The following is a 20160-nucleotide window of genomic DNA, read 5'->3' on the forward strand; positions in this document are numbered from 1 at the left end:
GCGGAGCTTCATTCTCCGTCAGCAGAAGAAAACTGCATGACCGAGAATGTTGCGTCACTTCGTTCCGTCAAGGTGGCTACACCCCCTTGCGCCGCTAAAGCGGCTATCCCCTGTGGACTTGCCGTCCGCAAACGGTTTTGACAAACCGTTCGCCGCCAGCAAGTTTGAAAATCAAGAATCTTAATTTGATAAAGGAGTGTGATTCTATGAAAAAGAAATTACCCATAATCCTCTTGGGTGTTATTTTGGCTTGTGTGTTGGTTTTCGGTTTCCTTTATGCAAACAATGACATTGGTAAAACCGCAAACAGTTTAGAAGCAGACATTCGCCAATCTCAAAAAATTTTGGATGATTGGATTGTTGATGGAAGCATTTCCGACACAATGGCTGCATTTATTTCTTACCCACAGGACAAGACAGACCACACTTTTTCTGTCTATGTAAATCGCCCTGGCTTGTCTTTTGGATATTTCTTCCGTGGTGGTGGAGATATAGTTGAGGTTGATGATTACATTGCAGAGTTTGTTGTTGAGGGAAATAACGAAAGGGCATTTATCTCAATGAATACCCAAAATATTGTTCGACTTGAAGTAGATGATGGCAACGGCATTCAGGTGATTGATATTGATAGTGGCAAGCCTTTCGCCATTGTCCTGCCCCTCAATGTAGGAAACATCTGTTTCTATGATACGAATGGAAATGTTGTGGAATATCTTCGCCAACAACTTTGACCAACTTCAATATACCGAACTGAACACAACAACTGAATACCGAAAAACTGACCGTTGACTGGTCGCAATCTGCGAAAAGTTGACGGTCTTTTTTTATCCCCATTTTCAAAAAAGGAGGTCACGAAAAATGGCAAAACCGAAAAACCTTGAACAGCTCCGAGCCGAAAAGGAACGAGCCGAGACGCAGCTTGCACAGGAACAGCACAAGCTGGAGCGTCTGGAGAACAGAAAGAAGTATCTGGAGAAAGGCGAACGCACCAAGCGCACCCACCGCCTTTGCAATCTGGGCGGCACGGTTGAGAGCCTTGCCCCGGAGGTCAAAGATCTCACACGCACCGAAATGACAGAGCTGATGGAACAAATCTTTTCTTTGTCCGAAGTCCAGCGAGCCGTCCGTCACATGACGATTACCCACATCAGCCAAGCAAACAGAGAAAAGGAGTTGAAAGCCGATGGCACTATTTCATCTGAGCGTCACGCAGACTAAGCGAAGCGCAGGACAGTCCGCTATCGCTTCTGCTGCCTACCGTGCCGGGGAGCGATTGTATAGCGAGTATTACGGCGAATACAGCGACTACACCCGCAAGGGCGGCGTGATCTGCTCCGACATTCTCCTGCCGTCCCATGCACCGCCAGAATACGCAGACCGTCAGACCCTATGGAACGCCGTGGAAAAAGCCGAGCGTGGAAAGAACGCCCAGCTTGCATACAGCTTTGACATTGCCTTGCAGAATGAATTTTCCCTTGAGGAAAACATCGCTCTTGCAAGGCGATTTTTATTGGAGAACTTTGTGAGCCGTGGCATGGTGGTTGACTTCGCCGTACACCAGCCAGACCGGGAGGACGGCGGCATACCAAACCCGCATTTTCATGTGCTTTGCCCCATCCGCCCCATCGAGCAGAACGGCAAATGGGGACTAAAGCAACGCCGGGTGTATGAGCTGGACGAGGACGGCAACCGCATCCGAGACGCAGACGGAAAGTTTGTGTTCAACGCCGTTCCCACTACCGACTGGGGCAGTCCCGAAACGCTGGAATACTGGCGGCAGACATGGGCGGAGCTATGCAACGCCAAGTTTGCGGAAAAGGGGCTTGACGTTCGTATCGACCACCGAAGCTATGAGCGTCAGGGCGTGGAGTTTCTTCCAACTGTCCACGAGGGCGCAACTGTCCGGGCAATGGAGAAGAAAGGCATACGCACCGAGAAGGGCGAGTTCAACCGCTGGATCAAGGCAACCAATGCCGTGATCCGGGACATCAAGAAGAAAATCGCTCTCCTGTTCGATTGGATTGCCGAAGCAAAAGCAGAGCTTGCCAAGCCGCAGGCACCCGACCTTGTTTCTCTGCTGAACGCCTATTACACCAGCCGCAACGCCGGGGCGTATTCCCAGAAAGGTAAAATCAGCAACCTAAAGGAGATGAACGAGACTTTCAATTATCTCCGGGCAAACGGCATTTACTCCCTTGAAGATTTGGAAAGCCGTGTCAGCGAACACAGTGCTGCCACAGAGAGCTTGAAGAAAACGCTGGACGAACAGACTGCCCGAATGAAAGCAATTAAGCAGCTCTATGACAGCTCCGCTGCTTTCCAGAGCTTGAAGCCTGTCTATGACGGCTTGCAGAAAATCAAGTTTGAGAAGCCCAGAGCCAAGTACAAGGCAGAGCATGAAGCGGAACTGATACAGTTCTACGCCGCCAGACGAAAGCTGACCGGGGAGTTCCCGGACGGCAAGGTGGATATGAAAAAGCTGTCCGACGAGTATGACGAGCTGGAACAGGCGCACGAAACCACCTATGGCGAGTTTAAGGCTGTCAGAGACGATTTACACCGCCTTTGGAAGGTCAAGTCATGCGTAGATACTGCCGCCCGATTTAACGAGCGTACAGAGGAACAAAAGCTCCAAAATCGACCCCAAACACGACAGAAAAAGGAGGAACTATCCCGATGAATTACACCCAAGCACAGATTGACCGGGCAAATGCCGTCAGTCTGGAAGATTTTCTCCGCACACAGGGAGAGACACTGATAAAAAGCGGACGAGAATACCGCTGGAAAGAACATGACAGTCTGACCGTCCGGGGTAACAAGTGGTTTCGCCACAGCCAGAGCAAGGGCGGCTATCCCATTGATTTTGTCATGGAGTTTACGGCAAGTCCTTTCCCGAAGCCGTCCAGATGTTGACAGGCGAAAACGGCGAGGGACAGACCGAAGCTACCACAGCACCGCCCACAGAGTTTCACTTGCCGCTACACAACCGAACAGCCGACAGAGCAATTCAATATCTTTGCGAAAGCCGAGGTCTCAACAAAACGCTTGTTGAGGCTTTTCTTCTTTCCGGGGATATTTACGAGGACGCAAAGCGGCACAATGTTGTCTTTGTCGGCAGAGACCGAAGCGGCACACCGAGATACGCCCATGTGCGAGGGACGGCAGACACATTCAGACAGGATATTACCGGGTCTGACAAGTCCTATCCGTTCCGCTATGAGGGAAACGGCAACCAGCTTTTTGTTTTTGAAGCGCCGATTGACCTTTTGTCCTTTATCTGCCTTTATCCGCAGGATTGGCAGACAAGAAATTATCTTGCCCTGGGCGGCGTTTCGGGCAAAGCTCTTGACCGTTTTCTTTCTGAACGCAAGGACACCCGAAAAGTGTTCCTCTGCCTTGACAGCGACACCGCAGGAAGCGAAGCCTGTACCCGACTGGCACAGTCCATTCCCGGCAAGATCGCCGTCATGCGCCTTGTCCCGGCAAGGAAAGACTGGAACGATGTTCTCCGTCAGCAAAAGGACATTCCGAGCCACAAATTCATAGCCGAAACAATCACGCTGCGAGAGCTGCCCACCGCCCAGCCTGTTCCCATGCTCCGCATGGCAGATGTGGAGCTGACGAGCGTGGAATGGCTATGGTTTCCCTATATCCCCTTTGGAAAGCTGACCATCATACAGGCAACCCCGGCGAGGGCAAGACCTACTTTGCCATGCGACTTGCGGCGGCTTGCACCAACCGAAAGCCCTTACCCGGTATGGAGACACTTGAGCCTTTCAATATCATCTATCAGACCGCCGAGGACGGTCTGGGCGATACCGTTAAGCCCCGGCTGATGGAAGCTGACGCAGACCTTGAACGAGTGCTTGTTATTGACGATAGAGACACGCCGCTGACCCTTGCTGATGAGCGCATCGCAAGAGCAATCCGAGAGAACAACGCAAGGCTGGTTATCATTGACCCGATGCAGGCGTTTCTGGGCGCAGATGTGGACATGAACCGGGCAAATGAAGTCCGTCCCATCTTCCGTAGTCTGGGAGACATTGCACAGGCTACCGGATGCGCTATCGTGCTGATCGGACACCTGAACAAAGCCGCAGGAACGCAAAGCACCTATCGGGGATTAGGGTCTATCGACATTACGGCGGCAGTCCGCAGTCTGCTTTTTATCGGCAAGCTGAAGGACAGCCCCACAACGAGGGTGCTTATCCATGAGAAAAGCTCCCTTGCGCCGCCCGGACAGTCCCTTGCCTTTTCTCTGGGAGACGAGAAAGGCTTTGAATGGATAGGAGCTTATGACATTACCGCTGACGAGCTTCTTGCCGGGACAGACACCGCCAAGACCGAGAGCAAGACCGCACAAGCGCAAATGCTCATTCTGGAACTGCTGGCAGATGGAAAGCGTATGCCAAGTGCAGAGCTGGAAAAGACGGTCAATGAGCGTGGGATTTCCTCACGCACCATGAGAACGGCAAAGAGCCGTATCGGGGACAGGCTTGTGACCGAGAAAGACGGCACGGCATGGGTCTGCTATCTCCGAGACTGACAACAGGAACACGGCAAGCGTGGCAAAGACGGCAAGGTTTTTATAGATACCTTAATGTTGCCGCCTTGCCTTGTTCCCTCATACCGACATCGCCCGATGATGAACAGTCACCGGGCATTTTTCATTTACAGGAGGATTTTGAATGAACAATACCGCAACCAACACCGCCACTTGCCCGACTGTCAGAAAGCAGATTGGCAAGACCACCTATATCGTCCGTGTCCATTTCAGCGAGACCGCCAAGGAGACGATGGAGGACAAAATCAAGCGTATGCTCCGTGAAGAAGTCCGCAAAATGTGACTTCTTTTTGAATTTGATGAAAAAGTCCTTGACAATTTGTCTCTGGAAAAACAGCCAAGTCGATCCTGATTTCCTGTGGTGCGCGTCTTGCCGTGTTCGACATTGCAGAGCTGCGTGAGGTCACGGCTTATGATGAGCTGGAGCTGGACACTCTGGGAGACAGGAAAACTGCCCTGTTCCTCATCATGAGTGACACTGATGACAGCTTTAATTTCCTTATATCCATGTGTTATACCCAACTTTTCAACCTGCTCTGTGAAAAAGCCGACGATGTGTATGGCGGCAGGCTCCCGGTCCATGTGCGCTGTCTCATTGACGAGTGCGCCAACATCGGCCAGATCCCCAAGCTGGAAAAGCTGGTTGCCACCATCCGAAGCCGTGAGATTTCCGCCTGTCTGGTGTTGCAGGCACAGAGTCAGCTGAAGGCGATCTATAAGGATAACGCAGATACCATCATCGGCAACATGGATACTTCCATCTTCCTGGGCGGTAAGGAGCCAACCACCCTCAAGGAGCTGGCTGCCGTGCTGGGAAAGGAAACCATCGACACCTACAACACCGGAGAGAGCCGTGGGCGGGAAACTTCCCACTCTCTCAACTATCAAAAATTGGGGAAAGATATGACATACTTGTTTGTGAAGAGTTCAGTTGCCTTGAATTTCACACGGACAGGGACACGATCAACTGGATTCTGAAAATTGAATACAGGAGGTCGTCACATGGAAAAACTACCCAAAAGAATCACGGAGAACGGCATAGATTATGTTCTCGCCGGTGACTACTATATCCCCGCTTTACGGCTGACGGAGGAATCCCGCCCTATCGGGCGCTGGGGACGGCTGCACAAAGCCTATCTGGAAGAAGCCCGCCCCGCCCTCTATTTAAGCCTTTTGCTTTCGGGAAATCTTTGGACGTATCTTGCTGACCTGAACGAACAGGCGCAGGAACGCTTGGAGCTAATTATCATACAGATGAAAGCTGCGGAGGGCGTGACGGAAGCATTAAAAGCCAGTGACCAGCTTGCATGGGTGCAGCACATGAACAGCATACGGAACCGGGCGGAGGAAATTATCTTATCGGAACTTGTGTACGGAAAGGAGCCGCTATGAAATACCGCATTGAGCGCATGGAAGGTCAGCATTGCCACTTTGTAAACGGCAGGACGGAGCTTCTCGCCTACTTGGAGCAGGCGCCGGCGGGGACGGTTACGGACATCCGCAAGGTTTACCAAAACGGCGTCACCGATTCCGTGATGGAAATATATCTGCCATATATCAGGGGCAGGAAATCCTTTTAACCATAAAATAAAAAATCTTCACATTGAAAGCCATTCACCGGTCAATCCGGCGGGTGGCTTTTTTATCGCCGCTTCCTGCCGCCGTTCCATGTGGGCGGGATAGGGCTGCCCTTCCCCCGCATACTCTGGAACTTCCTTGCGTGTTTGGATTTCCCCAGAATCCCTAAAAAAGAGGTAAATTCCTCAGAGGTTATCTTATCATAAGGGATTTCCATCTGGTCGCAGAATACCTGAATAAAGGCTTCTTCTCCGCTGGTTCCTGTCTGGATAAGCTGTGCAAACTTCCTCTGTATCTCCGCTACCGTGGGCTGCCGTTCATCGGCGGTTGTGGTGTCGCTTGTGTGCGCCGTCTGGATGTCCTTTACAATCCGGTCAAGGTCTTTGTGGACGATGTGGTTGAAATAATCGTCACTGTCCACCTGTGCCACTTCAAGGGTACGCATATAAAGGTCATCCTCCCCCGGCGCATAGGTTTCCATGACCGTCTGGCGGGCTGCTTCTAAGTCCATGTTGAGCTGGTTGACACGCATACCGGCGATGCGGTCAACGATGATAGTAATGTCTGTCAGGAGCCGTGGAAAATCCTCATGGGTGGCAATCTCGCAGAGCAGCCGGTTGTTGATTCTTCCGCTTTTTAAAAGCTCTATCATGCTGTCGTTTAAGTGCAGCGACTGGACTTCTATGTTCGGGATCTCCTTGTTTTCCGTCAGCCCCATCAGGTAATCGGCAGACACGCCGTAAAAATCAGCCAGCGTTGCAATGGCAAACGGGCTGATGTCCTTATAACCGTCTCCCTCGTATTTTGCAAGGGCAGACCGGGACAGTCCGGTTTCATTTGCAAGCTGCTCTAAGGTCAGGTGCTTGTCTACCACCCTTAAATCCTTTAGCCGTTCCGGTATGGATAGCTTCACATACATAAAAATCAATCCCCTTTCTTCTTTAAAATCCGCTGATACAAGGATTATACCACGATTTCCATAAGCGTGGAAATATCCGGTTTCTGCGGATTTTTCCATCGTCTTGGACATACGGGGAAAGCCGCTTTTTTTCGATAAGATGGAGAGGTCAGAAGGAACATTGAAAACAGAATGACCGGCTGCAAGCGGATATGGCTCTGGGGGAAGTGCCGCCATGACAGGAGCGCACCAACAGGGACGATACGCCGGGAGAGAACCTCCGGGCAGGAACGGCTTGCAGGAAAACGGCAAATGAAACTGGTTGACACAAAAGGGAATCCGGGAGACGGATGCCCTTTCACACCGGGGCAAAGCCCCAGAAAGAATGAGGTGCAGAATGAAATTAAATATCAAAGAAAAGAAGGCGTTGTATGTGTTTGGCTGCCCCAGCCATAAAAACACGGTGACACGGTTTAAGCTGCTGGTTTCACTGACGGTTGACCCGGAAGCGAAGCACTGGCTTTTGGGGCTTACACGCAAAATTGAGCAGGAAGCCGGTGAAGAATGGTTCCCCGATTTTTACCGCCACCTCCGCATGGAAATGGACGGTTACTTCCGCTGCAAACGCTGCCTGCGGGTCGTGGAAGCCAGCACTGATTATGAGGAGGGAATGTATGAGGAAGCCGTCTAAGTATGAGAAGGAAACGATTGTGAATTTCAACGAAGCCGAACAGGAAGCCACCATTTATACATTCAATGCGGATTTAAAGCGGCGGCTGGCGGAGTTCTCCCAAAAATATCCGCTCCTGTGCCGCATGGAAAGAGCCACGCCGGAAGGAAGCGTGACCTATGTTCTGGATAAATCCCGTCTGTCCATCCGGCTGGTGCCGCCATACAGTGAAGAACGGCGGGCGGCGGCAAGGGCTTATGCAAAGGAACATGGCTTCCAGCCCGTAACAGTAGGAAAGAAAACAGCATGATTTGGGAGCGTTTTCGGTCAAAACAGCGGGTGTGGAACCGGCGTTTTTCCTGCGGGATGATTAGCCGGTATCAGACATCAGGAAAGCCCCGGACGGCGAAAATGCCCGTTCCGGGGGCATTTTCCGGGCTGTCATGCGGCGGCGGGTTAAGGGCGGCAAGCCCTTATCGGGTCAAGGGCGAAGCGCTTGGCAGGTTGAGGGCGGCAGCCCCATCGGGTCAAGGGCGAAGCGCCTTGGCGGGTTGAGGGCGGCAAGCCCCATCGGGTCAAGGGTGAAACGCCTTGCCCAGCTAGAGTTGATGCTTGCGTCAACTCGTACTGGGTATTACCTGACGCAAAATCACTCAGGTTCGGCAGCTTCGCAGCCCTCCCCCTCACGGGGGAAATCTTCAAACAGGAAGGAGGATGCAAACTTGAAACTGACACGGCACAATGGGCGTTCCGGCAAGAACGGCACTTATAATCCCCGCCACAATGACCGGCGCTTCGATGTGGGAAACAGCGAGCATATTGATTCGGAACGGGCAAAGAAAAATATCTATTGGGACTGTTACCGGGGCTACACGACAGCCGGGAGCCGGGAGGATTCCTCCCAGCCGGATTGCAGCTTTGAACAGGTTGAGCGGATGTATTACACGGAGCATTATTCCGATTTTGTGGATGCCCAGAACGCAAGGAATGAAAAGACCCGGCACACGGAGCGCAACCGCACTGTGGGCGATTTGTTAAAGAACAGCAAGACCTGCCCGGAGGAAACCATCTACCAGATTGGGACGGTGGAGGAATCCGTCCCGCCAGAGGTGTTATTTCAGATTGTAAATGAATTTTACGGGGAGTTTGAGCGGCGTTTCGGCGCTCATGTCCATCTCCTCAACTGGGCGCTTCATCTGGATGAGGGTACGCCCCATATCCACGAACGCCATGTATTCGACTGCCAGAACCGGTACGGCGAATTATGTCCCCAGCAGGAAAAGGCGCTGGAGGAACTGGGGATTCCCCTGCCTGACCCGGATAAGCCAAAAGGCAAGCATAACAACCGCAAGCAGACCTTTGATTCCGTCTGCCGCACCATGCTCTTTGACATCAGCAGGCGGCATGGCGTCCATCTGGAGCAGGAGCCGTCCTATGGGGGACGGGAGTATCTGGAAAAGCAGGACTATATCCTGATGAAGCAGAAGGAAAAGCTGGCGGCGCAGGAGCAGAAGCTGGAAGAACTGACATTGAAAATTGAGGATGTGGAGACGCTTCTGGACGATGTTTCCGATGCCGCCTATGACAAGGCGGTGGAGGTCGTGGCGGATGCCGTCCGGCTGGAAACCCATAAGGAGGACATCCGGCTGGTGGAGGAATCGAAAAAGTGGGTTCTTTCCCCGGAACGGAAAGCCCCGCAAAAAGAGCGGGAATACGCCGCTGCCCGTCTGGATGGGGTGATTGGGAAAATAAAAAATACGATGCAGACCGCCTTTGCCAAAATCCAAAAAGCGCTTATGCAGCCGGAAACCAAACGGGCAGGCAAGGAAAGAATCAAGGAAAAAGCAAGGGAATCCATCCGGGAGCAGCTAAAAAAAGCGCAGGAGGAAATGGAAAGACGGGAAGATATGCGCCGCAGACCGGAACGGAAAAAGCCGGATATGGAACGGTAGGAGATTTTCCCCTTATGGAGATTGGAAGGAGGATTGCGTTTGGATGTATTTGAAGCGGTAAAGCAGGCTGTCACCACAAGGCAGGCTGCGGAGCATTATGGAATCCATGTAGGAAGGAACGGCATGGCGTGCTGCCCCTTCCACAAAGATAAAACGCCCAGCCTGAAAGCGGACAGACGCTTCCACTGCTTCGGCTGTCAGGCAGACGGCGATGTGATTGATTTTGCGGCAAGGCTCTTTGACCTGTCCGGCGTGGAAGCGGCAAAACGGCTGGCTGCGGATTTTGGAATCCCCTATGACAACCGGGGCAGACCTTCGCCAAAGCCTGTAAAACGGAGCATACCGGCGGAGCTTCGCTTCTTGCAGGCGGAGCAGAAATGCTTCCGGGTGCTTAGCGATTATTACCATCTGCTGGGGAGATGGAGAACGGAACACGCCCCCAAATCGCCGGGGGACGCATGGCACCCGCTGTTTGTAGAAGCCTTGCAGAAACAGGAGTATATAGGGTATCTGCTGGACACGCTGCTTACCGGCGGGGCGGAGGAAAAAGCCGATATTATCATCGGGCATGGGAAGGAGGTGGAACTGATTGGAAAAAGAATATCAGAGCTTACCGGCAGCCACAAGGAATGCACTGCAAGCCGCAGCCGACAGCCTTGTCGGTGACAAAACGGTATCCGAAGTCCGGGATATGCTGGAAGTGACCCAGAAGGGGCAGACTGCAAACACGCCGGGGAACTACCGGACAGTGTTCCTCCATGACCCGCTCTTAAAAGGGGCGTTCAGCAACAACTTACTGACCGATCAGGTGGATATTGTGAAGCCCCTCGGCTGGTATCGGGACGGGAACCGGCTGACGGATGTGGACATCCAGTATCTGGTTTTGTATCTGGAAGAACACTATGGACTGACATCGGAAAAGCGGATTGAAGGGGCAATCAAGGTCGCCGCCAATGAATACCGCTACCATCCCATCCGGGATTATTTAAACAGCCTTTCATGGGACGGGACAGAGCGGGTGCGCTTCGCTTTACACCGGTTCCTCGGCGCAGAGATAAGCGATTATAACTATGAGGTTCTCCTGCTGTTCATGCTGGGAGCTATCACACGGGTATTCAAGCCCGGCACAAAGTTTGAGGTCATGCTCTGTCTGGTGGGCGGTCAGGGAGCCGGAAAATCCACCTTTTTCCGGTTCCTTGCCGTCCGGGACGAGTGGTTCTCCGATGATTTACGCAGGCTCGATGATGATAATATCTACCGCAAGCTGCAAGGACACTGGATTATTGAAATGTCAGAAATGATTGCTACCGCAAACGCAAAGAGCATTGAGGACATCAAGGCTTTTTTAAGCCGCCAGAAGGAAACCTATAAGGCTCCTTATGAAGTCCATCCGAAAGACCATAAGCGCCAGTGCGTCTTTGCCGGTACTTCCAACACGCCGGATTTCCTGCCCCTTGACCGTACCGGCAACCGCCGGTTTCTGCCTGTTCTGGTGCAGGCGGAAACAGCAGAGGTTCACATTTTGGAGGATGAACCGGCTTCGAGGGCTTATGTCAGCCAGATGTGGGCGGAGGTCATGGAGGTGTACCGGCGGGGAGAAGGGAAGCTGAAACTAAGCGCAGGCATGGAACGGTATCTGAAAGAACATCAGAAATTATTCATGCCGGAGGACACGTTTGCCGCCCGGATTTTAAACTTCCTTGACGGATATGGAGGAAAGATGGTCTGCTCCCTGCAAATCTACTATGAAGGGCTGGGGCATCCGTCCTATGAGGAACCGAAACAGTATGAAATCCGGGACATCAATTCCGTGATGAAGAATTATGCGGCAGGCTGGAAAGCTTTTGAAAATCCCAGACATTTTCCTGCCCCTTACCACCGGCAGAAAGGATGGGAACGGGCAGCGCCTGACAACGGAGGTCAGGAAAAATCCGGTTTCCAGTTTTTACCGGAACAGGAAGCCGTCCAGCTTGGGCTGCCGGAGGAATGGCTGCAAGGGGAAAAGGCGTAGCCGGTTGTCAGCCGGTTGCCGCCCCCGTTGTCAGCCCCGTTGTCAGGGGGAGAGCCTGCAAACGGCTTATTTTAAGGATTTTTCCCTGCTGACAACGAAAGCAACGAAAAAATCAGAAAAAAAGAAATCAGGAAAGGAAACGGTATGCCGGGGATTGTGTACGGGGTTTTTAAACGCCCGTTGTCAGACTTCGTTGTCAGGCTCCCACCCAACCGGCAGACCGCACGCAGCACCCGGACGGCAACGCTCCGGGTTATTTTATGGAGGTAAATGCCTATGGCAGAAACAAAGCAGAGCAGCTATCCGGCAAAGGCGCCGGAACCGGAACGGAAGCGCAGGGGCGTCCGGTTCATCGTCTCCCGTGAGTTTGCAGGCAGCCAAACCATGCAGCAAGCCTTTGAGCAGCTTATTGAGCGGCAGACCTGTGAACGGTTTGAGGAATGGATGGGGCAAAAAGCCAGTTAAAAGGCTAAAATCCGGCGAAAAACAGTTGAAAGGACGGCGGGGGCATGGTACTATAATAGTATCGTGTCCCTGTTCGTAGAAGGAGAACACTATGAACAGGAATAAAAAAATAGTCAAAAAAGTAACCGCCCTCTATTGCAGGATTTCCCTTGACGATGGCAACGCAAACGAGAGCATGAGCATTTCCAACCAAAAGCTCCTGCTCAAAGATTATGCTGAAAAGAACGGTCTGCTCCCCTATGAATACTATGTGGACGATGGCTACACGGGGCGTAATTTCAACCGCCCTTCGTTTAAACGCATGATTGCCGACATCGAAGCCGGGAAGGTTGGCTGCGTCATTACCAAAGACCTTTCAAGGCTTGGCAGAAACTATATTGAAGCGGGCGGCTATATCGAAGTCTTTTTCCCAAAACACAATGTAAGATATATTGCCGTCACGGACGGCGTGGACAGCCTGACCCGTCAGGAAATGGACATCACGCCCTTTAAAAATATCCTGAATGATATGTATAGCCGGGATATTTCCAAAAAGGTGCTGGCTGGACGCATGACCCGCTCCCGTCAGGGAAAGTTTTGCGGAGGTCAGCCGCCCCTCGGTCTGATGCGTGATCCGGCTGACCGGGGGCATCTGGTGCTTGACCCTCAGACCGCCCCCACAATCCGAAAGATATATGACCTTGCTTTAAACGGCTGGGGCTGTATGCGGATTGCAAAGCAGCTCATGGAGGAAAAAATCCCTATCACACGGGTAAAAAGCAATACGGCTTGTGATGTCAATTATTATTCGTGGGGGAGCGCAAGAATCAGCCATATCCTGCGGAATCCTTTTTATAAGGCGCACATCTGGTTTGCCGGACACACCAAAAAGGAATCCGCTCCGGCACTGTGGACACCATCCCCCGCAAGGATTGGGAGGTCATAGAGGACTGCCATGAAGCCATTGTAAGCCCGGAAGATTGGGAGAAGGTACAGGAACTGATTGACCGCCGCCCTCCTATCATGCAGGGGAACGCCTGCCCCTTTTACAACCTGTTCCACGGTATGGTTTACTGCGCTACCTGCGGCAAATCCATGCAGGCACGCTATGAAAAGGTCGGAAGGACAGGGAAGAACCGGTTTACCGGTAAGGAACGGGAACCGATTGACAAGGCGTATTATATCTGCCAGACCTATAACCGGCTGGGGAAGGATGCCTGCACCAGCCACAAGATAGAAGCAAGGGACTTGTATAACCTTGTGTTGAAGGATATTCAGGAATTGGCGGAAATGGCGCTGAAGGATGCAGACGCTTTCTACCGGCGGCTGTGCAGCCGCATGGAACGGAGGTATTTGTCGGACGCTTCCGAAATGGAGAAGGAACGGGAACGGCTGGAAAAGCGGAATCAGGAGATTGACGAAATGTTTTTAAATCTCTACACCGACAAGGCAAAAGGAATCCTGTCAGAACAGCGTTTTTTAAAGCTGACGGCGGCGATGGAAAAGGAGCAGGAGGAAAACCAGAGCCGCATAAAGGATTTATCCCTTCTCCTGCACCGTTCCAACGAACAGGAAAACGATGTACGAAGCTTTATCCGGGAAATCCGCCGGTACGCAGCGATTCAGGAACTGGATGAAACTGTCCTGAACCGCCTTATCAGCCGGATTCTGGTAGGCGAGATAAACAAGGTTGATGGCGAAAAGGTTCAGGAAGTCAAAATCATCTATAACTTTGTCGGGGAAATACCGGCGGCGCAATAATGACAGCAGCCCTTCTTCCATTCCGGGAGAAGGGTCTTTTTTTCGGGCATGGAAAAAGCCGGGGCTTTTATTCTCCGGCTTCCGGGATAAATTCCAGATGTTCCAACGCATAGCGCAGAGCCATGCACATAAGTTCATTGCGGGAGCGGTCGCTTTTAGCTGACAGTTTATCAAATTCCTCCTGCAATTCCCTGTCTATCCGAAGCGTCATCACTACGGATTTATCTTCCTTTCTGTCCGGCTTCTTCTGCCTTACCACAAACTTATCCGCCATGTTACACCTCCGTATTACAAATATGCAATCATTATAGACGATTTTTCTTGACTTTTATATATCACATGATAGAATACAAATATGTAATACAAAACTATAATACAAAACAAGGAGGATGGACAAATGAAAAGTGTACTGGAACAGCTTTATGACGGGGAAATCTACCCAGCCGAACAGGTCAATGTCAGGACGGAAGGATACCAGAAAATGCGCCGGGAGCATTACAGCCACTATGAGGATTTCATCGAACAGCTAAAAGCATTTAACCCGCCGCTTAGCGAACGCTTTATAGAGATTATGGACGAGCAGCTTGACGCACTCCCGCTTGAGACAGCAGAAACCTTTATTTTCGGTTTCCGGCTTGGGGCAAAGATTATATTGGAAGTGCTTGAGGACAGGTAAAAGAAATGAGGAAGGCAGCCGTGGGCGGGAAGCGGCTGCCTTTCCTGTCTGTAATAAAAAATATTTCAAAGCCGGGAGTAATGGATTCTTTATTCCGGTATAAATAATTCTTCCACTGTAACGTGTAATTCCCTTGCAAGATTCAATGTTACGATTTTTTTATAATCTCTTCCCGGATTGTTTTTAATTATCCAGAATCATTTTTTCATCAATCTTAGAAAAAATAAAAGGAATACTGTATTTATATTGTTTGCCGTTATCATAATCAGATAATGTCAGGGTAATTGTATCTTCTCTTATTTTTTCATCTTTAGGAACTGTATAAGTAAAAGACATAGCGGATAAATCGGATATTGTTCCATTTGCCGCAGAAACAGTATAATCCCAATTTTCTATGTCCGCAGTAATAATTACAGTTGTTTCTTTTTCTTTTCCCATTTCTAAAGTGGGTTTATCGATTTGCACTTTAAATGGCGAAGATGCCAATGTATCTTCAGTTATTTCAACAGTCTCGCTATTGTTTATGTTTTCTGTAGTTACTTTTGGTTCTTGAATAGATTCAGTGTTTTCTCCATTCGCGTTTGTATCTAAAGTATTTTGGGAACACGCACAAAAAAACAAGGAGCATAATGTCAATATTGCCACCGCTTTATTTACTTTCATATTCGTCCTCCTGAAATCAAATGTTTTTCAATCCTACAAAGATTTTACTTTATTGGAGCATATCTGGTTGTTGAAATAAGTTTAACATATCTATGAACAATCTACAACGTATTTCCTCTTACATGCGAAAAAACCGAATTTACCACTTGACAAGATAGCAAAGAGCTGATGAGCCAGGATGAGCTTGCTGTTATGGATGGCGGCAAGTGTATCCTCCAGCTGCGCGGTGTGCGTCCTTTCCTTTCGGATAAGTACGACATCACCAAGCACCCCAATTTCAAGTACACTGCCGACGCGGATGACAAGAACGCTTTTGACATTGAAGCATTCCTGTCCGCAAGGCTGAAACTTAAGCCCAATGAGGTCTGCGATGTATATGAAGTAGACACAAAGGGCGCTTAACTTCGTTCCGCTTTTGAAGGGAGTGATCTTATCTATTCGCCGCACCTGCCCTCTACGGGCCATTGGCGTACAAAGCGGACAATCGCAAGAAAAAATAATGAAAAAGGAGGACAGCCGGAATCATGCCCCCGGAAACTGGGCGGCAGATTGTTCCGGCTTTTGTATGCCTATGAAACATGACAAACCTAATTTTTAATCAGATTCCGGCTAACAAACTATATGGCATTTTTTGAACAGGCAATCACCGTTCTTCAGACCCTCGTTATCGCGCTCGGTGCCGGTCTCGGTATCTGGGGCGTTATCAACCTGCTGGAAGGTTACGGCAACGACAACCCCGGCGCAAATGCTCATGTGCCATAAAGTAACACACAAGAATTTGATAGACAGCAGCCCACTATTCCGTTATTACCTTACGCACACACCTTGTAACTTTTTCGTTAAGCCTATTGACTCTGATACCTCGGAAGAGATATAATATAGTTGCTACTTAGCGAACCTAAATAGCGAAACTAAAGAGAGGCGACGATATGAATAGCAAATATGTCCAGCAATTCAAAAAAGGCTCTCTGGAAATGATACTCTTATGCCTAATCGGACGCAAGGAAACTTATGGATATGAAATTATAACCGAATTGAACAATAGTGCGTCTGTTTTGGGATATGCGAAAGAGGGAACCATTTACCCCATTCTGTATCGTTTACAGGAAGCAGAACTAATCAAATGCCGATTGGCTCCGGCTGCGGCAAATGGCGGCTCAAAAAAGTATTATTCTTTAACGGATAAAGGCAGGAATGTACTTGATGAACTAATCTTATTTTGGTCAAGCTATGAAAACTGCGTAAACGGCTTTATAGAAAGTTATCAACAAGCGAGGGTGTCCAAATGAAAGAACAATATATCAAACAGGTTGAAAAGGAACTATCTTTACCACGCAAAATGAAAAAAGAGGTTGTGCGTGACTTGAATGAAGTTTTTGCGTCTGCTATGGAGCATGGAGAAACAGAGCAGCAGATTATCCAGCGTTTGGGGACGCCAAAAGAATTTGCAGACAGCACCGCAGAACAGTTTGGCATTGATAACACCAAATCGAAAAAAAGGAACGGTATCATTTCTACTCTTGCTGCGCTTGTTATCGCGGTTGCCGCCTTTTCGGTATATGCTGTTACGCAATCAGGAAAAGTACCAGAAGGAGCAATCGGACAAGCAGACGCGACAACAAATATACAGATTGAGGGCGCGTTTGCCTTTGATATTTCGCAAATCCTTTTGGCTATTGGGTTTGCAGCAACAGCTATTGCTGTTTTGTTAATTATCCGAACCATACACAAAAACAGGAGGTAACTAATGAAAAAGTATATTTCTGTATTCACAATCATGGTTATGATTTTTTTGGCTGCGTGTTCTAATCAAAATACATCATCTACACCGACAAGCAATGAGAACAATACGCAATCTAATAGTGTTACAAAATTGGACGAGGGTGTTTGGCCTGCGAATGAGTACACAGAGGGGCTTCCTGTTGCGCCTGGTACGGTTGCATGGGCTACACTTGATACAGAACATGAGAATTGCAATATCAACCTTACCGGCATTAGCGAAAACGACTATAACGAGTATATGGAGCTTTTGAACCAAGAAGGCTTTTCCGTAATTGAAAATGTGTCAGAGGAAATCGAGGGAGAAAACTATGTTTCTATCGGGACACTTTTATCAAACGACAAAAAGTGGTTAAGTATCAGCTACATACCCGATAGTCTAACTATCTACATTTCCTTTGACAATAACTGAAAGAGATAACGGAATAGCAAAGCCAGCCGAGCCAGTCAACGGTCAAGATGAACGGCGCATACGCGCCGCCGTTGACAGCCCCGCCCGCCTTTGCTGGCAGGCAATCAAGGGGCGACAGCAAGGAGTGCTGCCGCCCCGCACTATTATCAGAGAGGGGGAATTTCCATGACCGAAGATGAAGCCTATAAAGTCCATATCCAGTACACCTTTAATGCCTTTTGCAAGATTGTCATTCGTCACGCAGCCATAGATAAAATTTTGAATCTGCGCCGGAGGTGGGAACGGGAAGTTTCCCTTGACTATCTGATGAATGAGAAGTTTGTCCAGCTTGCCGAGCCGGAGCAGCTTGAAGAATATCTTTTTACCGCCTGCGACCAAACCGCCGTTTTGTATCATGCGGAACTTGCCGCCGCCCTTGCCCGTTTGCCGGAGCAGACACAGGAAGAAATTTTCCGCTATTACTTCCTGCGCCAGCCGCAGCGAGTGATCGGCGTACATATCGGACGGACACGCAGCACAGCGGGGCGGCATATCCAGCTTGCTTTGAAACGGTTGCGGCGGCTCATGGAGGGGAAAGACTATGAGTAAACTTCTCCCCTATGAAACAATCGTCAAAGCGCATGAGGGCGACCCGGACGCGGTAAACGCCGTTCTTTCCCACTACGCCGGATATATCCGCTACTTTTCCAAAGTACGCGGGCAGGTCAACGCCGAGGTTGAGGAATATGTGAAACAACAGCTAATTGCCGCGCTATTCAAGTTCAGATTTGACCGATAAGCATAGACATTGCACTGTAGATATGGTAAAATCAGAGTAACCGCAAATTTGTCAGTTGCTATCTTGAAAGGAGCCGCACTATGGAAGAATTAAAAACTATTATGCAAAAATTTGTTGCATCCGGTTGGGATTTAATAGCTATTCCCGCGCAACAATGGTTAGACGGAAAATCTGATAAAGAATCTTTAATATCAGCAATTAAGCAGGCTGATGAGGAATGTGGAAGTTGCGGGTGTGAATTAGACCCACTGTATAAAAGAGCGTTGGAACTGCTTTAAGACACCGCAAAATCACTTTCAACATCATTTGCCTGATAGCCTTTTACTAAACTGAATACCAGCCGTCACCGGCGGCCAGCGAAAGCAGTAAGTCTGAAAAAGATTTGCTGCTTTTTTTGTTGTCCGTTTGGCAAAATCGCAAAGCCACCCGTAGTAGGTAGGTGAAGCCAGAAAAAGCTGCCTGCCCCGTTTGGCAAATTTCAAAACGCGGTGTTGTAGGGAGTGAAAGGAAAATTTCTCTGCCCCGCCGGTTGCCAAAATCCTGTTTCCCGGATTACTAAGGCAAAAGAAAATTTGAAAAATCCCCGTTCAGCGGGTAGCTGACGGCCTTTCAAATGTATCTTTGGCGAAAGGGAAAAAGACCGCGCACAGCGGGCTGAAAGCCCCGCCCCGTTCGCTCTATGTACGGAAAAGCCCGGACAGAGGCAGTCTGCGGCTTACTAAGAGCAAGATTCTACCACGGTGCCAAAATCCGCATATCTGCGGTTTTGCCCCCTTTGGTAAATCTTGTTGGGGAGTGCCTTCCCCAAACCCTGCTCATGCGCCCTGTCGGGCGAGAAAGGAGGTCAACGCTTGAAGAAAAAATACAACACGCCCCACCGCTGCCATGTGGTCAAAACCCGCATGACCGAGGAAGAATACGCCGACTTTACCGAGCGGCTGAAACACTATGACATGAGCCAAGCCGAATTTATCCGGCAAGCCATTACACGGGCGACCATTCGCCCCATCGTTACCGTTTCCCCGGTCAATGATGAACTGTTGTCCGCCGTTGGCAGGCTGACCGCCGAATACGGAAAAATCGGCGGCAACCTTAATCAGATCGCCCGTGCCCTCAACGAATACGGAACGCCCTACAATACGCTGTCCGTTGAAGTGCGAGCCGCCATTTCCGACCTTGCCGCCTTGAAGTTTGAAGTCTTGCGAAAGGTAGGTGACGCTGTTGGCAACATTCAAGCATATCAGCTCTAAAAATGCGGACTACGGTGCAGCCGAGCAGTATCTAACCTTTGAGCATGACGAGTTTACCATGAAGCCCACCCTTGACGAAGCCGGGCGGCTCATACTCCGGGAGGATTACCGAATAGCCACGCTGAACTGCGGCGAGGAAGATTTTGCCGTTGCCTGTATGCGGGCAAATCTCCGATACGGCAAGAACCAAAAACGTGAAGATGTGAAAAGCCACCACTATATCATTTCCTTTGACCCACGGGACGCAGCGGACAACGGCTTGACCGTAGACCGGGCGCAAGCATTGGGCGAGGAATTTTGTGCCGAGCATTTCCCAGGACACCAAGCCATTGTCTGTACCCACCCGGACGGACACAACCACAGCGGCAATATCCATGTTCACATTGTTATCAATTCTCTGCGTATCGAGGAAGTACCCTTACTGCCCTACATGGACAGACCGGCAGATACCCGTGCCGGGTGCAAGCACCGCTGTACGGACGCTGCTATGGAATACTTCAAAGCCGAGGTCATGGAGATGTGCCACCGGGAAAATCTCTATCAAATCGACCTTTTGCATGGCAGCAAAAACCGCATTACCGAGCGTGAGTATTGGGCGCAGCGGAAAGGGCAGGCAAAGCTGGACAAGGAAGCTGCCGCCTTGCCAGCCGAGGAGCAGCCAGCCAAGCCCACGAAGTTTGAAACAGACAAGGAAAAATTGCGGCAGGCCATACGCACCGCGCTG

The 20160-nt window shown here is 50.1% G+C and carries 25 protein-coding genes and 5 pseudogenes; 27 read left to right on the plus strand and 3 right to left on the minus strand.

The window, feature by feature from the left end; genetic code table 11:
* The first annotated feature begins 206 nt into the window (after nucleotides 1-206).
* From DW085_RS13845 to DW085_RS13880, 8 genes and pseudogenes are all read left to right on the plus strand, one after another.
* Nucleotides 207-731 carry a hypothetical protein gene (locus DW085_RS13845; RefSeq protein WP_015516227.1) on the plus strand — a complete coding sequence of 175 codons (525 nt, stop codon included), beginning with the start codon at nucleotides 207-209 and terminating at the stop codon, nucleotides 729-731.
* 127 nt (nucleotides 732-858) lie between these two features.
* On the plus strand, nucleotides 859-1218 hold the full coding sequence (locus DW085_RS13850) for a DUF3847 domain-containing protein (protein WP_118493240.1): 360 nt from the start codon (nucleotides 859-861) through the stop codon (nucleotides 1216-1218).
* Complete coding sequence (gene mobQ / locus DW085_RS13855) at nucleotides 1184-2680, plus strand: MobQ family relaxase (protein ID WP_118493242.1); 1497 nt, start codon at nucleotides 1184-1186, stop codon at nucleotides 2678-2680. The genes DW085_RS13850 and mobQ overlap by 35 nt, the downstream gene beginning before the upstream one ends.
* A pseudogene (locus DW085_RS13860) lies at nucleotides 2677-4546 on the plus strand (AAA family ATPase). The gene mobQ and the pseudogene DW085_RS13860 overlap by 4 nt, the downstream one beginning before the upstream one ends.
* 142 nt (nucleotides 4547-4688) lie before the next feature.
* Complete coding sequence (locus DW085_RS13865) at nucleotides 4689-4847, plus strand: transposon-encoded TnpW family protein (RefSeq protein ID WP_002596227.1); 159 nt, start codon at nucleotides 4689-4691, stop codon at nucleotides 4845-4847.
* Nucleotides 4848-4888: 41 nt separating this feature from the next.
* Nucleotides 4889-5467, plus strand: a pseudogene (locus DW085_RS13870) (TraG/TraD/VirD4 family protein); the annotation flags it as partial.
* Between the two features lie 99 nt (nucleotides 5468-5566).
* Nucleotides 5567-5956: a TnpV protein gene (locus DW085_RS13875; RefSeq protein ID WP_117553129.1), complete on the plus strand. Its 390-nt coding sequence runs from the start codon at nucleotides 5567-5569 to the stop codon at nucleotides 5954-5956.
* A complete protein-coding gene (locus DW085_RS13880; protein WP_117553128.1) occupies nucleotides 5953-6144 on the plus strand; it encodes a hypothetical protein in 192 nt (63 codons plus the stop codon). The genes DW085_RS13875 and DW085_RS13880 overlap by 4 nt, the downstream gene beginning before the upstream one ends.
* Before the next feature lie 62 nt (nucleotides 6145-6206).
* Here DW085_RS13880 and DW085_RS13885 read toward each other — a convergent pair whose 3' ends face one another.
* Nucleotides 6207-7061, minus strand: coding sequence for a helix-turn-helix transcriptional regulator (locus DW085_RS13885; protein WP_117553133.1), 855 nt, complete (start codon nucleotides 7059-7061; stop codon nucleotides 6207-6209).
* Between the two features lie 376 nt (nucleotides 7062-7437).
* On the opposite strand from DW085_RS13885, the gene DW085_RS13890 reads away from it, so the two are divergent.
* The 8 genes and pseudogenes from DW085_RS13890 to DW085_RS20215 all read left to right on the plus strand — a co-directional run bounded on the left by DW085_RS13890 (nucleotide 7438) and on the right by DW085_RS20215 (nucleotide 13878).
* Nucleotides 7438-7731, plus strand: coding sequence for a hypothetical protein (locus DW085_RS13890; protein ID WP_117553127.1), 294 nt, complete (start codon nucleotides 7438-7440; stop codon nucleotides 7729-7731).
* Entirely contained in the window at nucleotides 7715-8020 is a 306-nt protein-coding gene (locus DW085_RS13895; protein WP_117553126.1) for a molecular chaperone, read from the plus strand. The genes DW085_RS13890 and DW085_RS13895 overlap by 17 nt, the downstream gene beginning before the upstream one ends.
* The gene (locus DW085_RS13900) at nucleotides 8017-8265 is read left to right on the plus strand and encodes a hypothetical protein (RefSeq protein ID WP_118493246.1); all 249 of its coding nucleotides are present in this window, start codon (nucleotides 8017-8019) and stop codon (nucleotides 8263-8265) included. The genes DW085_RS13895 and DW085_RS13900 overlap by 4 nt, the downstream gene beginning before the upstream one ends.
* A gap of 167 nt (nucleotides 8266-8432) precedes the next feature.
* A complete protein-coding gene (locus DW085_RS13905; protein ID WP_117553125.1) occupies nucleotides 8433-9662 on the plus strand; it encodes a serine/arginine repetitive matrix protein 2 in 1230 nt (409 codons plus the stop codon).
* A 39-nt stretch (nucleotides 9663-9701) separates the two neighbouring features.
* On the plus strand, nucleotides 9702-10328 hold the full coding sequence (locus DW085_RS13910) for a CHC2 zinc finger domain-containing protein (RefSeq protein ID WP_199679559.1): 627 nt from the start codon (nucleotides 9702-9704) through the stop codon (nucleotides 10326-10328).
* Between the two features lie 25 nt (nucleotides 10329-10353).
* On the plus strand, nucleotides 10354-11673 hold the full coding sequence (locus tag DW085_RS13915; RefSeq protein WP_165870734.1) for a virulence-associated E family protein: 1320 nt from the start codon (nucleotides 10354-10356) through the stop codon (nucleotides 11671-11673).
* A gap of 276 nt (nucleotides 11674-11949) precedes the next feature.
* Nucleotides 11950-12138 carry a hypothetical protein gene (locus DW085_RS13920; RefSeq protein WP_117553124.1) on the plus strand — a complete coding sequence of 63 codons (189 nt, stop codon included), beginning with the start codon at nucleotides 11950-11952 and terminating at the stop codon, nucleotides 12136-12138.
* 91 nt (nucleotides 12139-12229) lie between these two features.
* Nucleotides 12230-13878 (plus strand): annotated as a pseudogene (locus DW085_RS20215) (recombinase family protein).
* Between the two features lie 67 nt (nucleotides 13879-13945).
* Here DW085_RS20215 and DW085_RS13930 read toward each other — a convergent pair.
* The gene (locus tag DW085_RS13930; RefSeq protein WP_117553122.1) at nucleotides 13946-14152 is read right to left on the minus strand and encodes a ribbon-helix-helix protein, CopG family; all 207 of its coding nucleotides are present in this window, start codon (nucleotides 14150-14152) and stop codon (nucleotides 13946-13948) included.
* Nucleotides 14153-14275: 123 nt separating this feature from the next.
* On the opposite strand from DW085_RS13930, the gene DW085_RS13935 reads away from it, so the two are divergent.
* Nucleotides 14276-14554 (plus strand): DUF6809 family protein, encoded by a 279-nt coding sequence (locus tag DW085_RS13935; RefSeq protein WP_117553121.1) that lies wholly within the window; start codon nucleotides 14276-14278, stop codon nucleotides 14552-14554.
* A gap of 183 nt (nucleotides 14555-14737) precedes the next feature.
* Here the strand turns inward: DW085_RS13935 and DW085_RS13940 are convergent, their stop codons facing one another.
* Nucleotides 14738-15217, minus strand: coding sequence for a murein transglycosylase (locus DW085_RS13940; RefSeq protein WP_117553120.1), 480 nt, complete (start codon nucleotides 15215-15217; stop codon nucleotides 14738-14740).
* A 159-nt stretch (nucleotides 15218-15376) separates the two neighbouring features.
* On the opposite strand from DW085_RS13940, the pseudogene DW085_RS13945 reads away from it, so the two are divergent.
* From DW085_RS13945 to DW085_RS13990, 10 genes and pseudogenes are all read left to right on the plus strand, one after another.
* Nucleotides 15377-15619: pseudogene (locus tag DW085_RS13945) on the plus strand (hypothetical protein); the annotation flags it as partial.
* 219 nt (nucleotides 15620-15838) lie between these two features.
* Nucleotides 15839-15967 (plus strand): annotated as a pseudogene (locus tag DW085_RS13950) (Maff2 family protein); the annotation flags it as partial.
* 179 nt (nucleotides 15968-16146) lie between these two features.
* Nucleotides 16147-16506, plus strand: coding sequence for a PadR family transcriptional regulator (locus tag DW085_RS13955; protein WP_024738885.1), 360 nt, complete (start codon nucleotides 16147-16149; stop codon nucleotides 16504-16506).
* Nucleotides 16503-16961 carry a DUF1700 domain-containing protein gene (locus tag DW085_RS13960; protein WP_024738886.1) on the plus strand — a complete coding sequence of 153 codons (459 nt, stop codon included), beginning with the start codon at nucleotides 16503-16505 and terminating at the stop codon, nucleotides 16959-16961. The genes DW085_RS13955 and DW085_RS13960 overlap by 4 nt, the downstream gene beginning before the upstream one ends.
* A gap of 3 nt (nucleotides 16962-16964) precedes the next feature.
* Nucleotides 16965-17408 (plus strand): hypothetical protein, encoded by a 444-nt coding sequence (locus tag DW085_RS13965; protein ID WP_024738887.1) that lies wholly within the window; start codon nucleotides 16965-16967, stop codon nucleotides 17406-17408.
* A 165-nt stretch (nucleotides 17409-17573) separates the two neighbouring features.
* Nucleotides 17574-17996 (plus strand): sigma factor-like helix-turn-helix DNA-binding protein, encoded by a 423-nt coding sequence (locus tag DW085_RS13970; RefSeq protein ID WP_024738888.1) that lies wholly within the window; start codon nucleotides 17574-17576, stop codon nucleotides 17994-17996.
* Complete coding sequence (locus DW085_RS13975; protein ID WP_024738889.1) at nucleotides 17989-18186, plus strand: helix-turn-helix domain-containing protein; 198 nt, start codon at nucleotides 17989-17991, stop codon at nucleotides 18184-18186. The genes DW085_RS13970 and DW085_RS13975 overlap by 8 nt, the downstream gene beginning before the upstream one ends.
* An 80-nt stretch (nucleotides 18187-18266) precedes the next feature.
* Nucleotides 18267-18464, plus strand: coding sequence for a hypothetical protein (locus tag DW085_RS13980; protein WP_024738890.1), 198 nt, complete (start codon nucleotides 18267-18269; stop codon nucleotides 18462-18464).
* A gap of 573 nt (nucleotides 18465-19037) precedes the next feature.
* Nucleotides 19038-19436, plus strand: a complete 399-nt coding sequence (gene mobC, locus DW085_RS13985) for a plasmid mobilization relaxosome protein MobC (protein ID WP_181977609.1) — start codon at nucleotides 19038-19040, stop codon at nucleotides 19434-19436.
* Nucleotides 19408-20160: relaxase/mobilization nuclease domain-containing protein (locus DW085_RS13990; RefSeq protein WP_182430890.1), on the plus strand; the 753-nt coding region annotated here is incomplete at its 3' end. The genes mobC and DW085_RS13990, both read left to right, overlap by 29 nt.

The organism is Clostridium sp. AF50-3 (genome assembly GCF_003477445.1).
GTDB lineage: Bacteria > Bacillota > Clostridia > Lachnospirales > Lachnospiraceae > Otoolea > Otoolea fessa.

Excerpts from the sequence above, each read along its gene's own strand:
- DW085_RS13845 (WP_015516227.1), top strand. The coding sequence starts at position 207 with ATGAAAAAGAAATTACCCATAATCCTCTTGGGTGTTATTTTGGCTTGT.
- DW085_RS13850 (WP_118493240.1), top strand. The coding sequence starts at position 859 with ATGGCAAAACCGAAAAACCTTGAACAGCTCCGAGCCGAAAAGGAACGA.
- mobQ (WP_118493242.1), top strand. The coding sequence starts at position 1,184 with ATGGCACTATTTCATCTGAGCGTCACGCAGACTAAGCGAAGCGCAGGA.
- DW085_RS13865 (WP_002596227.1), top strand. The coding sequence starts at position 4,689 with ATGAACAATACCGCAACCAACACCGCCACTTGCCCGACTGTCAGAAAG.
- DW085_RS13875 (WP_117553129.1), top strand. The coding sequence starts at position 5,567 with ATGGAAAAACTACCCAAAAGAATCACGGAGAACGGCATAGATTATGTT.
- DW085_RS13880 (WP_117553128.1), top strand. The coding sequence starts at position 5,953 with ATGAAATACCGCATTGAGCGCATGGAAGGTCAGCATTGCCACTTTGTA.
- DW085_RS13885 (WP_117553133.1), bottom strand. The coding sequence starts at position 7,061 with ATGTATGTGAAGCTATCCATACCGGAACGGCTAAAGGATTTAAGGGTG.
- DW085_RS13890 (WP_117553127.1), top strand. The coding sequence starts at position 7,438 with ATGAAATTAAATATCAAAGAAAAGAAGGCGTTGTATGTGTTTGGCTGC.
- DW085_RS13895 (WP_117553126.1), top strand. The coding sequence starts at position 7,715 with ATGAGGAAGCCGTCTAAGTATGAGAAGGAAACGATTGTGAATTTCAAC.
- DW085_RS13900 (WP_118493246.1), top strand. The coding sequence starts at position 8,017 with ATGATTTGGGAGCGTTTTCGGTCAAAACAGCGGGTGTGGAACCGGCGT.
- DW085_RS13915 (WP_165870734.1), top strand. The coding sequence starts at position 10,354 with ATGCTGGAAGTGACCCAGAAGGGGCAGACTGCAAACACGCCGGGGAAC.
- DW085_RS13920 (WP_117553124.1), top strand. The coding sequence starts at position 11,950 with ATGGCAGAAACAAAGCAGAGCAGCTATCCGGCAAAGGCGCCGGAACCG.
- DW085_RS13930 (WP_117553122.1), bottom strand. The coding sequence starts at position 14,152 with ATGGCGGATAAGTTTGTGGTAAGGCAGAAGAAGCCGGACAGAAAGGAA.
- DW085_RS13935 (WP_117553121.1), top strand. The coding sequence starts at position 14,276 with ATGAAAAGTGTACTGGAACAGCTTTATGACGGGGAAATCTACCCAGCC.
- DW085_RS13940 (WP_117553120.1), bottom strand. The coding sequence starts at position 15,217 with ATGAAAGTAAATAAAGCGGTGGCAATATTGACATTATGCTCCTTGTTT.
- DW085_RS13955 (WP_024738885.1), top strand. The coding sequence starts at position 16,147 with ATGAATAGCAAATATGTCCAGCAATTCAAAAAAGGCTCTCTGGAAATG.
- DW085_RS13960 (WP_024738886.1), top strand. The coding sequence starts at position 16,503 with ATGAAAGAACAATATATCAAACAGGTTGAAAAGGAACTATCTTTACCA.
- DW085_RS13965 (WP_024738887.1), top strand. The coding sequence starts at position 16,965 with ATGAAAAAGTATATTTCTGTATTCACAATCATGGTTATGATTTTTTTG.
- DW085_RS13970 (WP_024738888.1), top strand. The coding sequence starts at position 17,574 with ATGACCGAAGATGAAGCCTATAAAGTCCATATCCAGTACACCTTTAAT.
- DW085_RS13975 (WP_024738889.1), top strand. The coding sequence starts at position 17,989 with ATGAGTAAACTTCTCCCCTATGAAACAATCGTCAAAGCGCATGAGGGC.
- DW085_RS13980 (WP_024738890.1), top strand. The coding sequence starts at position 18,267 with ATGGAAGAATTAAAAACTATTATGCAAAAATTTGTTGCATCCGGTTGG.